9 protein-coding genes are annotated in these 13526 nt (G+C 71.7%); 6 read left to right on the top strand and 3 right to left on the bottom strand.

Annotated features, from left to right (window positions below; genetic code table 11):
* Positions 1–70: 70 nt before the first annotated feature.
* Entirely contained in the window at positions 71–622 is a 552-nt protein-coding gene (locus NQU55_RS24560; RefSeq protein WP_372504797.1) for a DUF6817 domain-containing protein, read from the bottom strand.
* Here NQU55_RS24560 and NQU55_RS24555 point away from each other — a divergent pair.
* On the top strand, positions 613–1404 hold the full coding sequence (locus NQU55_RS24555; protein ID WP_256791141.1) for a helix-turn-helix transcriptional regulator: 792 nt from the start codon (positions 613–615) through the stop codon (positions 1402–1404). The two genes, NQU55_RS24560 and NQU55_RS24555, sit on opposite strands and share 10 nt — an antisense overlap.
* Here NQU55_RS24555 and NQU55_RS24550 read toward each other — a convergent pair.
* Positions 1401–2480, bottom strand: coding sequence for a hypothetical protein (locus NQU55_RS24550; protein ID WP_168094241.1), 1080 nt, complete (start codon positions 2478–2480; stop codon positions 1401–1403). The genes NQU55_RS24555 and NQU55_RS24550 overlap by 4 nt on opposite strands.
* 213 nt (positions 2481–2693) lie before the next feature.
* Between NQU55_RS24550 and NQU55_RS24545 the strand changes: the two genes are divergently transcribed.
* Together NQU55_RS24545 and abc-f are read left to right on the top strand one after the other, a co-directional pair.
* Positions 2694–2927, top strand: coding sequence for a hypothetical protein (locus tag NQU55_RS24545; protein WP_256791140.1), 234 nt, complete (start codon positions 2694–2696; stop codon positions 2925–2927).
* A 263-nt stretch (positions 2928–3190) separates the two neighbouring features.
* Positions 3191–4837, top strand: coding sequence for a ribosomal protection-like ABC-F family protein (gene abc-f, locus NQU55_RS24540; protein WP_168096173.1), 1647 nt, complete (start codon positions 3191–3193; stop codon positions 4835–4837).
* A 69-nt stretch (positions 4838–4906) separates the two neighbouring features.
* On the opposite strand, the gene NQU55_RS24535 is transcribed toward abc-f, so the two are convergent.
* A complete protein-coding gene (locus tag NQU55_RS24535; RefSeq protein ID WP_168096174.1) occupies positions 4907–5551 on the bottom strand; it encodes a TetR/AcrR family transcriptional regulator in 645 nt (214 codons plus the stop codon).
* A gap of 93 nt (positions 5552–5644) precedes the next feature.
* On the opposite strand from NQU55_RS24535, the gene NQU55_RS24530 reads away from it, so the two are divergent.
* The 3 genes from NQU55_RS24530 (at position 5645) to NQU55_RS24515 (ending at position 13374) form a co-directional block, all read left to right on the top strand.
* Entirely contained in the window at positions 5645–6409 is a 765-nt protein-coding gene (locus tag NQU55_RS24530; protein WP_168096175.1) for an SDR family oxidoreductase, read from the top strand.
* Between the two features lie 465 nt (positions 6410–6874).
* Complete coding sequence (locus NQU55_RS36575; protein WP_284702606.1) at positions 6875–12955, top strand: FG-GAP-like repeat-containing protein; 6081 nt, start codon at positions 6875–6877, stop codon at positions 12953–12955.
* On the top strand, positions 12952–13374 hold the full coding sequence (locus NQU55_RS24515) for a hypothetical protein (RefSeq protein ID WP_256791139.1): 423 nt from the start codon (positions 12952–12954) through the stop codon (positions 13372–13374). The genes NQU55_RS36575 and NQU55_RS24515 overlap by 4 nt, the downstream gene beginning before the upstream one ends.
* Positions 13375–13526: the final 152 nt, after the last annotated feature.

The raw sequence follows: 13526 nt of genomic DNA, 5'->3' as shown, positions 1-13526 counted from the left end.
CCCCACGGGACGCCGGCCGTCGCGGTGCGCCGGCTTCCTTGTGAGCAGGCCGGATCCGGACGTCGGCCGGTCAGTGGTCGGCCCGGTCCAGCACGCTGCGGCAGTGCGCCCAGGCCCGTTCGGACAGCAGCGGCCGCCATCGGGTGAACAGCGCGAGCAGGTGCGCGCCGTGAAGGGCGCGCATCTGCGGGCTGACCGCGGCGATGTCCAGCTCGTTCGCGGCGGTGAGCTCGGCGAAGTCCCGACAGGCTTCGGGGCTCGGACGCGTCCGGTCACCGGTGAACCGGTCGGTGAAAAGGCCGGTGCACAGGCCCGTATCGTCGATCAGCCCGCGGTAGGAGGACTTCCGGTCGCAGGAGGCGTAGAAGTAGACGATCGCCTCGGCCTCCGTGCCGATCGCCTCGGCCAGCTCCGCCCGGCGCCCCAGGTCCAGCAGCGCGACCGGGAAGCCGTCGGTCCCGTAGAACGCATGACACAGCCCGGCCGACACCAGCGCCGGGCGGGCGCTCCACGACGAGAGAAGGGCGCTGACCCACCCAAGGTGTGCCAGTAGCGTGCCGCCGGGGTGTTCGATCCGTTCGGCCCCGGCCGCCTGCAACATCGCCAACGCTCGTGCGGTCACGTCAACACCACCTGTCCGGATGGTCGTTCAGCCGGGTGGCCGGGCTGCGGCGGGAGGAGGTCGCCGTGCTGGCGGGCATGAACACCGACTACTACGCCCGCCTGGAACAGGGCCGCGAGCAGAGCCCGTCACCCCAGATCCTCGACGCGATCAGCGGCGCCCTGCACATGGACCCCGAGGCACGCGACCACTTGTACCGACTGGCGGGCACCCTGCCGGACGGTCACCGGGCACAGCCGAGAGAGACGGTCAGCCCGGTGCTGAGCCAACTGCTGAGCGGGTACACGAACACCCCGGCGATCGTCCTCAACCCGGCGCTGGACCTCCTGGCCGCGAACGACCTGGCCGAGGCGCTCTTCTCCCCGTTCGGGAAGGCGGACAACCTGGCCCGCATGACCTTCCTCGACCCGGCAGGCCGCAGCTTCTACGCGCAGTGGCACCAGGCCGCCGAGGCGGTCGTCTCCAGCCTGCGCCGGGCCACCGGCCTCGAACCGCACTACCCGCGCCTGCACGACCTGGTGCGAGCCCTGACCGGGACGAGCGAGGAATTCGCCGGGCTCTGGCACTCGCACACCGTCTACGGAAAGACGCACGGTGCCAAAGAACTCGTCCATCCCGAGGTCGGGCGCCTCTCCCTCGCCTACCACTCCTTCGACGTCCGCGGAGCGCCCGGCCAGCAGGTCGTGATCTACCACGCGGAACCGGGAAGCCCCAGCTCCCAGGCGCTTTGCCTGCTCGGCAGCCTCAACGCCACGCGCCGGTCGGCGGGGGCCGCCGGCTAGTCGCCGCCCCCACCGCCGCCGTCGCCCCCGCCTCCGCCGTCCCCGCCCCCGTCGCCGCCTCCTCCGCTGTCCCCGCTGTCGCCGCCGTCCGCACCCCAGCCGTCGCCGCCGCCGGGCTCGTTGTCGTCGCTGCCCCTCCCGAGGTTGGTGAACCAGGGACGGTCCCATCCCGCGTCGGTGGCGATCGGCTCGCCTCCGTGCACCGGACGCTGCCGCTCCGCCCGGAACCGCGCGTAGCCCGTCGTGTCCCCGAGCCCGAAGGCCACGGCGAAGACCTGCGCCATGACGGCATCCAGCGGGTCGGGGCTCTCGTATTGCACGTGGGCCAGCGGCAGCAGCACCGCGCCCGGTTCGAGCACCGGGCGGCGCGGGGGACGCGTCAGCAGGGCGACACGCTGTTCGTTGCGCAGCAGCCACGAACTCGCCGTGTTCTCCCGCCGCAGCACCCAGTGCTGCCCGTGCAGTCGCACCTCCACGGAGCTCTTGGACTTGCGCAGCTTCTTCTTGAGGCTGAGCTCCGCCGAAACGTCGCCGACCGTCAGGTGCAGGCCGTTGGACGGTCCGGGGGACTCGCGGTAGAAGCCGTGCGGCGCCCGGATCCGTACGGCGGGGGCACCAGGACCCCAGACGTCCACGCGCACCAGACGCCGGTCCACGGCGACGGCGACCGGCCCGGCGGGCCCCGGCGCGTACCGCCGCGCGATCCACAGGGGTACGCCCTCCGCCCGGGCCCGGGCTTCCAGGGCGGCCACCTGCCCGGGCCCACCGCACTGCCGTACGGCCAGCTCTCCCAGCGTGCGGGCGAACACGGCGGCCTCCCGCACCTTCACCGGCGTGGACGTACCGGTCACGCGGATGACCGGTACGATCCCGGGCCCGTCGGCGAACCGCTCCAGCGGGCGCTCCGCCCCGCCGGCCCCGAGCCAGCACGAGCGCAGGAACGCTTCGGCCATGGCGCCGAGGTTCAGCTCGCTCAACGGCGTGGCCCTGCCGCCCCTCCGCAACTGCTCCTCGGTCAGCTCCACGGTCCGCGCCAGCGGATTCCACGACCTCTCGCTATAGAGCACCTGACTCACGACATCCCCCATACGTACACGGCCCTGCTCGGCAGAGCCCACCTTCACACATGGCGGCCCTGTACCGTCACCGGGGTGGCCGACCGGGACCGAACCAGTACACGGGCTCCTCGTGCACGGCAGGCTTCCGCCGAACTGGGAAACCTTGGTCAAGTTCGAATCCTGTCCGAACGGGCAGGGGTAGGGATCGGACACCGAACTGTGGAGGTTGGCATGGCTGGATTCCTCGACCGGGCCAAGGAGCAGGCCCAGAGCGCCCTCAACCAGGGGAAGCAGAAGGTGGACGAGGTCCACCAGAAGCGAGCCGGAAACGACCTGCTCCAGAAGCTCGGCGCGGCCTATTACGCGGAGCGGAGCGGCTCGGGCTCACCGCAGGCGACCCACGATGCGCTCGCCGCCCTGGAAGCCCATATCGCCATCCACGGGGACGGCTTCCTGCGCGGGTAACGGGAGCGGGTAGCGGGAACGGAGAGCGGGTGGCGGCAGTCCCTGCCGCCTGGAAATGGGAGGGCGCCCCGAAGAGGGCCCGAAGACGACCCCGAAGAGCGCCCCCCCATTCCGTGGACCCCGGCATTAAACGAGTAGAGGCGAGACGCATCGTCTTGCTACGGTGGGGTCCATGCACTTCTTCTACTTTCTCTGAGTCCGGGCACGGCCGACGCCGCCGTTTCTGCTGCCCGTAGACCCTTCGTATCCCCAGGGAAAGTCACATGCGCGAACGCGCTCATACCGCTGCGCCCGCTGCCGTGGCGCAGCTGTCCGTCAAGGACGTCACCAAGTCCTACGGCACCCGGACCGTCCTCGACCAGGTGTCCTTCACCGTCCGCCCGGGCGAGAAGGCCGCCGTCATCGGTGAGAACGGCTCCGGCAAATCCACCCTCCTGCGGCTGCTCGCCGCGGCCGAGGCGCCCGACGCCGGAGAGATCACCGTCAGCTTCCCCGGCGGCACCGGCCACCTCGCCCAGACCCTCGACCTCGACCCGGATCGCACCGTGCAGGACGCCGTCGACCTCGCCCTCGCCGGACTGCGCGACATGGAGCGCCGGCTGCGCACGGCGGAGGAGCGCCTCGGCGAAGCGTCGGAGGGCGAACTCGCCGCGTATGGCGAGCTGCTCCTCGCGTACGAGGAACGCGGCGGATACGAGGCGGACGCCCGTGTCGACGCCGCCATGCACGGGCTGGGGCTCGCCGGGATCACCCGCGACCGCGTGCTCGGCTCGCTCTCCGGCGGCGAGCAGTCGCGGCTCGCGCTCGCCTGCGTGCTGGCCGCCGCCCCCGAACTGCTGCTGCTCGACGAGCCGACGAACCACCTCGACGCGACGGCCGTCCACTGGCTCGAGAAGCACCTGCGTGCCCACCGCGGCACCGTCGTCGCGGTCACCCACGACCGCGGCTTCCTGGAGCGCATCGCCACCACGATCCTCGAAGTGGACCGGGACGCGCGCACGATCCATCGGTACGGCGACGGCTGGGCCGGTTACCGCGCCGCGAAGGCCGCCGCCCGACGCCGCGCGGAGCAGGAACACGCCGAGTGGCTCCAGGAGGTGGCCCGCACCGAGGAACTGCTGGAGGCCGCCGGGAGGCGGCTGGCCACCACAGGCAAGGACCCGCAGCAGGGCTTCGGCAAGCACCGCCGCTCGCACGAGGCGAAACTCGGCGGGCAGGTGCGGTCGGTCCGCGAACGCCTGGCCCACCTGCGGCGCAACCCGGTGGCGGCGCCGCCGGAGCCACTGCGGTTCGCAGCGGCGCTGTCGGCGGCAGGCGGCGAGCTCCCTGCCGACCGCCCGCTCGCCGAGCTCGACGGCATAGCGGTCGGCGAGCGGCTGCACCTGGACGGACTGCTGGCGATCGCGCCCGGCCAACGGCTGCTCGTCACCGGCGAGAACGGGGCGGGCAAGACGACGCTGCTGCGCGTCCTGGCGGGCGACCTGGAGCCGGACGCGGGCGCGGTACGCCGCCCCGCCCGGATCGGCTACCTGGCGCAGGAGCTGCCCGCGCGCTCCACGCGGCTACCGCTGCTCGCCGCCTTCGCGGCCGGACGGCCCGGACTGCCGGAGGAATACGCCGAACGGCTGCTGGCTCTGGGCCTGTTCCGTGAGGACGACCTGCACGTTCCGGTCACGTCGCTGTCCGCGGGGCAGCAGCGGCGGCTGCAGATCGCGAACCTGGTGACCCGGCCCGCGGACCTCCTCGTCCTCGACGAGCCGACCAACCACGTCGCGCTCGACCTGGTCGAGGACCTGGAGACGGCGCTCACTGCGTACCCGGGAGCGGTGGTCGCGGTCTCGCACGACCGGGGCTTCCGCGAGCGGTTCCCGGGGGAGCGGCTGGAGCTGCGCGGCGGCCGGAGGCGCTGAACCTCGCCGGCCCGAAGCGAAGCGATTCCTGGAGGGGCCAGAGCCCCGGCCCCTCCGGAAGGGCTTCTCTTACGCGTCCAGGCCGGTGCCCACGAGGTCTTCGCCGAAGGCGGCGGCCAGGGCCTTCGCGATGAGGTCGGGCAGCTCTGTCCGGCCGTCGTCCTCGGCCCAGCGCATCAGCGCCGTGTGCATGGCGGCCAGGCAGGCGCCGGCCGCCGCCTGGGCGCGGAATGCAGCGTCGGGATCGGCGGCGTCGCCGGCACCGGCTCCGAGGGCCTCGACGATCGCCTGCTGAAGGGCGTAGTGGTTGTCCAGGTGCCTGGCCCGCAGGGCCGGTGTCGAGATCATGAGCCGGAGCCGGGCGAGCAGGAACTGCTTGCTCGCCGTGGGCTCGTCGCCGCGACCGCTGCCGGTCAACGTCGCGGCCGAGTCGACGAGCGCATTGCCGATGCGGCGGACCAGGGGCTGCGCGGCGGACGACGCGGCGATGCGCTCGGCGACCAACCGCCCGTTGTGGTCGACGAGCACGAGGTCTTCCTTGGTGGGGAAGTGCCGGTAGACGGTCATGGGGGACATGCCCGCGGCTTCGGCGACGTCGGTCACGGTCGTGGCGTCGTATCCGCGCTCGGTGAACAGCCGTACCGCATGGGCCTGAAGCGTGCGTTGCGTCTCAGCTCGCCGTTGTGCTCGCAGTGTTGAGTGCTGGTCGGGCATGTGGTAGACCCTACCGTAGTGGTAGTGACTACCAGATTGTTAGCTGCTGCCAGATCGGTAGTGGCTAACAACACGGGGGTGGGCAGGGTGGACATGAGCGATCTGACCGGCAGGACGGCCCTCGTGACCGGAGCGTCGCGCGGCATCGGGCAGGCGATCGCCGCCCGGCTGGCGGCCCGGGGCGCTGTGGTCATCGTGCATTTCGGCACCGACGAGGACGGCGCCAAGGCGACGGTCGGCGAGATCGAGCGCGCCGGCGGAACCGCGTTCGCCGTCGGGGCGGAGCTGGGCGGGGACGACGACGTCGAGACGCTCTTCGCGGGAGTCGAGGCCGGCCTGGCCGGGCGGCCGCTCGACATCCTCGTCAACAACGCGGCGGCCGCGCCCGCCGGCCCGCTGGGAACCACGACGCGGAAGGAGTTCGACCACCTCTTCGCGGTGAACGTGCGAGCGCCGTACTTCATCATCCAGCGGGCGCTGCCCCTGCTCCGCGACGGCGGCCGCATCATCACGATCTCGTCCGTGGCGACCCGGATGGCCAACTCCGCCCAGACGTCCTTCGCCATGACGAAGGGTGCGGTCGAGACCATGAGCATGACGTTGGCCAACGAGCTCGGGGCCCGGGGGATCACTGTGAACGCGGTCGCTCCCGGCGCCACCCGGACGGCCGCCAACGGAGCGCTCTTCGAGGCGCCGGGCCTGGCCGGACTCATCGCCGGATCGACGGCACTCGGACGGCTGGGCGAGGCCGGCGACGTCGCCGACATCGTCGTGTTCCTCGCCTCCGACGCGGCGCGCTGGGTCACCGGGCAGGTCATCGACGCAAGCGGTGGCCTGTTCCTGGGGCCGCGGACCTGATCGTCCCGGTCGGCTCAAGTCCCGTCCGGAGGAGCCGGATTACGGCGATATTCGGCCACGCAGTCACCGGAACGCACCGTCCGCAGCCGCCACCTGTGCCAACCGCATCCCGCTCAGCTCCGCGCCGACGAGTATCGGACATTCATTCGGCGCCTCCCGTGGGGATTCGATCAGGTGGGGAGTATCTGTGTGTTTCCTATGGGGGGTGTGTGACGAGTGTTGCGATCTACGCGATCTACACGGCCTGCGTGGCCCACGCGATCTACGGGGCCCACACGGCGAAGAGTCGCCCGACTGCTGTCCTGTCTACTGGCCTTCGTCCTCCTGGCCCTGGCCGGAGTGACCGGGACGGCCTGGGCCAAGGACGTTTTGCCGCCCGTACCGGGCCGGACCGCACCACCCCCCGTACCGCCGTCTCCCCTCCTGACCCGTACCGCGAAGGACCTGCCCAAGCCTCCCCGGCCGATGACGCTGCCCGAGCGGCGCAAGCAGCTCGACGCCAACCGCGGCGCGACCGGCCCGATGCGCGAGTTCGTCCGGCCCCGCCCGCCGGCCCGGCCGGCGCAGCCCGAGAGCCCGCCTCCCGGCGCCCTGCAGAAGGGCCCGGCGGCCTCCGCCAAGGGAACCAGGGGCGCACCGGGCCTCAAAGCGCCCGCGGGCACGGCGCCCAACCCGGACTGGGTGTCCGCCTACGCCTCCGCCTACCCCGGCATGCTGTCCATCGGCGGTCAGGTGAAGTTCTCCGGCATCGAAGCCTCCAAGCTCTCCGGCATGTGGCTCTACGTCATGGACGAGGAGAAGAAGCCGGTCCTCCAGCAGGAGATCAAGAAGGCCGACGCCGACCCCCAGGGCAGGTACCTCGAGAGCGGAGCCTGGTGCTACGGCTGGTGGCCCAAGAACTCCTACCCCGCCGACCAGTGCTTCTGGTGGACCTCCAGCCTGCTGAACGGTCACCTGAAGGACGGCAAGAAGTACTACGCCTGGATCTTCCTCACCGCCACCGACGGCTCCTCCAGCCCCGGCGGCACCACCTCGCCCTCCGTCGAGGCCTTCTACACCCCCGACATCCCCGGCGCCCAGGCCGGACTGTGCACGTGCTACGCCCAGGAGCACCGGGCCGACCCCATCAACACCGCCACCGGCATGTACTACGAGAAGATCACCGATGCCGCCCTCGCCGGCGCCGGCAAGCCCTTCTCGCTCGACCGCTACTACCGCTCCGACTCGGCCGCCACAGGATTGCTCGGCCGCGGCTGGTCCACCCCCTTCGACAGCAGACTCACCCTCGCCTCCGACAGGGCCACGCTCCAGACGGACGACGGCGCCCAGGTCGTCTTCAAGCTGTCGAACGGCGCCTACACCACCCCTGCCGGATCGGTCCTCAAGCTCGCCAAGCCGGGCTCCTCGTACGTCCTCACCTCGATCGACCACACCCGGCGCACCTACAACGCCTCCGGTCAGCTCACCGCCGTCACCGACGCGAGCGGCCACGGCCTCACCATCGGCTACGCCTCCGGCCGCCCCGCGACCGTGAAGGACACCGCCGGCCGCACCGTCGAGTTCACCGTCGACGGCGCCGGTCTGCTGACCAAGGCGGCCCTGCCCGACAACACCACGGTCACCTACGGCTACACAGGCGGCCTGCTCACCTCCGCCACCGACCAGCTCGGCCGGACCACCGCCTACACCTATGACAGCGCCAAGCGCCTGGCCACCTTCACCGACGCCGAGGGCGGCAAGGTGACCAACGCCTACGACGCCGCCGGCCGGGTGAAGTCCCAGACGGACAGTGCGGGCAAGACCACCACCCTCACCTGGGACAACAAGCGCGAGTCCCACGTCACCGACCCCAACGGCGGCGTCTGGACGGACGTCTACTCCGGCAACGTGCTGATGGAGAGCACCGACCCGTACGGCAAGACCGTCTCCTACAGCTACGACCGGCAGCTGCGCCCGGTGTCCATCACCGACCAGCTCGGCAACACCACCGAGATGACCTACGACGGCGCCGGGCGGATGCTCACCCGCAAGGCCCCGGCCTCCGCGGGCTACACCGAGAGCTGGACCTACGACGGTGCCGGCAACGTCACCAGCCACACCGACGGCCGCGGCAAGACGTCGAAGTACACCTACACCTCCGGCAACCAGCTCGAGACCAGCACGGACCCGGACGGCGGCACGGTCACCTACACCTACGCGCCGCTCGGATCCGTCGCGAGCGTGCGCACCCCGCGCGGCAAGACCGTCGTCTACGACCACGACGCGGCCGGCAACCGCACCGCCGTGACGACCCCCCTCGGCGAGAAGACCACCTTCCGCTACGACACGGCCGGGCGGATCACGGAGAAGACCGACCCCCGCGGCAACGCGCAGGGCGCGAACCCGGCCGACTTCACCACGACCTACACCTACGACGGGCGCGGCCTGCTGCGCACCGCGAAGGACCCGCTGGGACACACCACCGTCTACGGCTACGACGGCGTGGGGCGGCTCACCTCCGTCAAGGACGCGACCGGCCGCACCGCCGCCTACGAGTACGACGGCGAGAACCGCCTCACCAAAACCATCAACCCGGCCGGCAAGGCCGTCACCCGCGGCTACGACGCCAACGGCAACCTCACGGCCGTCACCGACGCCCTCGGCAACAAGACGACCTACGCCTACGACAAGGCCAACCGCCTGATCGCCGAGGTCTCGGCCCGCGGCAACGCCCAGGGCGCCGACGCCGCCGCCTACACCACGAGCTACGGCTACGACGCCGCAGGCAACCGCACCACGGTGACGGATCCCGGCGGGGCCGTCACGACCACCGGCTACGACGCCCTCGGCCGGCCCGTCTCGGTCACCAACCCGCTCAAGCAGGTCACCAGGACCACCTACGACGCGAACGACAACATCGCCACCGTCACGGACGCGCTCGGGAAGGTCACCCGCTACACGTACACCGGCACCGGCCTGACGGACACCGTCACCGACCCGCTCGGCAACAAGACCGACTACGGATACGACGCCGACGGCCACCGCACCAGCGAGACCACCCCGCTGGGCCGGAAGACCACCTGGGCGTACGACGACGACGGGCGCACCGCCGCACAGACCGACCCGCGCGGCAACGCCCAGGGCGCGAACCCGGCCGACTTCACCACGACCTACACCTACGACGAAGCCGGCAACGTCACCAAGGTGCGCGACCCCCTCGGGGGGACCACCGTCACCGGCTACGACGCGCTGGGCCACGTCGTCTCCGCCACCGACGCGCTCGGCAAGGTCACCAGAACCGCGTACGACGAGCTCGGACGCGTCGCCAAGGTCACCGGACCCGACGGAGCCGTCACCGCCTACACGTACAACACGGCCGGTGACCTCGCCACCCGCACCGACCCCAAGGGGCACACCACCAGCTTCGCCTACGACGACGCGGGCCGCCGCACCGGGATCACCGACCCGCTCGGCCGCAAGAAGTCCTTCGGCTACGACGCCGACGGCAACACCAACCGGATCACCAACGCCCGCGGCACCACCGCCACCGTCACCATCGACCCCCGGGGCCTGCCCACCGCGACGGCCTTCACCGACGACACCCCCGGCACCACCCTCGCCTACGACACCCTCGGCCGCCGCAAGTCCGTCACCGACGCCACCGGCACCCGGGCCTACTCCTACGACCCGGCCGGCCGGCTGACGGCCGTCACCCCGGGGGCCGGCAAGGGCGCCTACGGCTACACCTACGACGACGCCGGACGCCTGACCTCCCGCACCGTCGACTACACGGCTCCCAAACCCCTCGACTGGAGCGGCGCGGCCCTCACCGCCACCGCCGACCTCGACGGCGACGGCACCAGCGACGTCATCGCCACCGACGCCAAGAGCGGCGTGCGCACCGTCCTCGGCCGCGCCGACGGCACCTTCGCCGCGGGCAGCACGCTCACCGGGTCCGGCACCGGCTTCCAGCAGGTCCTGACCGCCGAGTTCACCGGCGACGGCAAGCCCGACCTGCTGGCCGTCGACAAGGCCACCGGCCACCTGTGGCGCTACACCGGCGACGGCAAGGGCGGTTTCGCCGCACCGGCCGACCTCGGCGCGAGCTGGGGACCGATGACCCTGACCGCCGGGGACTTCAACAAGGACGGCAAGCCGGACCTCCTGGCCGTCAGCTCCGGCGCCAACCGGCTCTACTTCTACCCCGGCGACGGCAAGGGCGGCCTCGGCGCCCGCACCGACCTCGGCAGCGGCTGGGGCACCTTCCGTATCGCGCTCCTGGAGTACACCGGCGACGGCAAGCCCGACATCCTCGCCGTCAACCCCGGCGACGGCCACCTCTACCTCTACCCCGGTGACGGCAAGGGCGGCTTCGGCGCCCGCACCGACCTCGGGGCGGGCTGGGGCGCCATGCACCTGGTGCCGGGCGAGTTCAACGGCGACGGCAAACAGGACTTCCTCGCCGTCGACACCGCCGGGCACAAGCTGCGCTTCTACCCGGGCAACGGCACCGGCGGCTTCGGCACGTACATCCTGCAGCCCGACGACTGGGCCCCGTACGGCATCCCGCTCCTCGCCCGCACCGGCCCCTCGGACCGGACCGGCATCGTCGCCGCGGCGGGCTCCCGGCTGCGCACCTGGAAGGGCGACGGCAAGGGGCGCTTCACCGACGCGGCCGACGCCACGACCGCCGGCAGCGGATCGAAGGCCGGCTACGGCTACGACGCCGACGGCCGCCGGACCTCCCAGACCGGCGCGGCCGGCACCATCACCTACGACTACGACCCCGCCGGGAACCTCGGCACCACCACCCTTCCCGCGGGCAACGGCCACACCGAGAAGCGCGCCTACGACAACGCCGGCCGCCTCACCTCCGTCACCAGCGCCAAGGGCGGCACCGTCCTGTCCGGCCGGCAGCTGACCCTCGACCCGTCCGGCCGGCCCACCCGGATCGCGACCACCCGCGCCGGACAGCCCGACAGCTACCGCTACTACAGTTACGACCCCGCCGGCCGCCTCCTCACCGACTGCGCCTCCGCCACCAAGGCCGACACCTGCCCCGCCGCCGACGCGGCCACCACCTACACCTACGACCCCGTAGGCAACCGCAAGACCCGGAGCCGCAACGGCACCACCACCTCGTACACCTACGACGACGCCGACCAGCTCACCTCGGCCGCCGCCGGATCCACCACCCGCGGCTTCACCTACGACGCCGACGGCAACCGCACCGGCGCCGGGGACGACACCTTCCGCTACGACGCGGCCGGGCGCCTCGCCTCGGTCACGTCCGGCTCCTCCGGCTCCGAGACCTACACCTTCGGGTACGACGCCGACGGCAACCGCGTCACGGCGAGCAAGGCCGGCAAGCGGCTGCGCACCACGACCTGGGACGTCAACGGCCCGCTCGCCACCGCCGGCGCCGAGTACGACGCCGAGGGCGCGCTGAGCACCGAGTACCAGTACAACCCCCTCTCCCAGGTCCAGGCGCAGACCGGCCCCGGCGGCACCCTCTTCCACCACCACGACCAGCTCGGATCGGTCACCGACACCACCGACGCGGCGGGAGCCGCCCAGAGCAGCTACACCTACGGGGCGTTCGGCGAGACCGAGCGGACCGACATCGCCGAGAACCCGCCCGCCAACCCCTTCACCTTCGCCGGCGGCTACGCAGAACCCGCCACCCCGGCCGCCGGCCTCTACCTCAGGGCACGCGACTACGACCCGGCCACCGGCCGCTTCACGGCCAAGGACCCGGCACCCGCAGCCGTCCACGACCCGTACGTCTCGACATACGCCTACGCCAACAACACCCCCACCCGCTTCACCGACCCCACCGGCCTCAAGGCCGGCGACCCCGACGACGACCACATCGACTCCTTCGGCGAGGGCGTCGAGGTCTTCGGCGACGGCTTCGTCCAGGGCCTGAAAATGCCCTTCGAGTTCGTCGGCGACCTCTACAACGCCTTCACCGGCAAGAACGGCGGCGCAGGCGGCTTCTTCGACAAATACGTCCCCGTACGCCCGGCCTACACCCTCTACCGCGCCTCGTACCACTTCTCCAAGCAGGGCTGCGAGGAGCTCTCCGAGGTCTACCGCAAGGCCGCCGACGAACTCGCCGCACAGGTCGCCCTCGTCGGCCTCGGCGGACTGCGCGGCTGGCAGCGCAAGGTCGCCCAGGAGGAGACCAGCGTCCTCGGCTCCGAGGGCATCGCGCCCAAGCCGGGCAAGGGCAACGGCGGACCGCCGCCGCTGCGCCAGGCGTACATCAACGAGGTCGAGGCCCTCTCCCAGCAGGCGGCGTCCATGCGGGCGGCCGGCGCGAGCCAGGAGACCATCGCGCGCACCCTGCACAAGGCCCGCCGCGACCTGGGCGTGAAGTACAAGGACCTCACCCCCGAACCGCTGCGGAGCGAGATCTACCAGCGCAACCTGCAGAAGTACGGTGACAAGCTGGGGCCGACGATCGACTGGCTCCGGGCCAAGGGCAAGACGTGGGAGCAGATCATCGAGAGCGCGACCCGCACCGGCGGGCAGGACCTCGGACTGGGGAAGAAGCAGGAATGAGCATCACGGTGCGGTCCTTCGACCGCTTCGACGAAGTGGCCGCGTTCGATCCGGCGAGCGGAGAGCTCGGCCCCCGCACACGGGCCGGCTCCCCGCCCCCGGGAGGGGCGCCCGCCGGTCACTACGGCGAGCTGGGCGGGGTCCCGGTCGTGCTCTACCGCACGGGCGGCGGCCTCCGCCTGCGACTGGGGGAGCGGGACGTCGCCCTCGACGGCCGCTTGGAGGTCCGCCACGAACGGTCCGCCGACCGCTGCCTGCTGACGGTCGGCACGACCGCTGTCGCCTACTCCGCTCCGGACACCCTGACCGACCCGGAGGACGACCCCACGGCCTTCGCCGAGGCGGAGGACTTCGACATGGGGTTGTTCGTGGCCAACGTGGCCGGTGATCCCGGCCGCAGGGAAGCGGTCTACCGGTAGGGAGTTCCGGGGAGCCGGACACGGGCCGGCTCCCCGTTCGCTCCAGTTCCCCGTTCGCACCGGCGCCCTGTTCGCACCGGCGCGCTGTTCACTCTTTCGGGGAGAACTGGTACGGAGGTCTTTGATACGCGTGTCTTTCGGTAACGGCTGTG

This window comes from Streptomyces telluris, assembly GCF_024519335.1.
Lineage (GTDB): Bacteria > Actinomycetota > Actinomycetes > Streptomycetales > Streptomycetaceae > Streptomyces > Streptomyces telluris.
The sequence above is the reverse complement of the archived record's forward strand: the minus strand, read 5'-3'. Positions and strand labels throughout refer to the sequence as shown.

Bases quoted from the DNA above. Each gene is read 5' to 3' on its own strand.
- NQU55_RS24545 (WP_256791140.1), top strand. From the start codon at position 2,694: ATGGCTGGATTCCTCGACCGGGCCAAGGAGCAGGCCCAGAGCGCCCTC.
- abc-f (WP_168096173.1), top strand. From the start codon at position 3,191: ATGCGCGAACGCGCTCATACCGCTGCGCCCGCTGCCGTGGCGCAGCTG.
- NQU55_RS24535 (WP_168096174.1), bottom strand. From the start codon at position 5,551: ATGCCCGACCAGCACTCAACACTGCGAGCACAACGGCGAGCTGAGACG.
- NQU55_RS24530 (WP_168096175.1), top strand. From the start codon at position 5,645: ATGAGCGATCTGACCGGCAGGACGGCCCTCGTGACCGGAGCGTCGCGC.
- NQU55_RS36575 (WP_284702606.1), top strand. From the start codon at position 6,875: ATGACGCTGCCCGAGCGGCGCAAGCAGCTCGACGCCAACCGCGGCGCG.
- NQU55_RS24515 (WP_256791139.1), top strand. From the start codon at position 12,952: ATGAGCATCACGGTGCGGTCCTTCGACCGCTTCGACGAAGTGGCCGCG.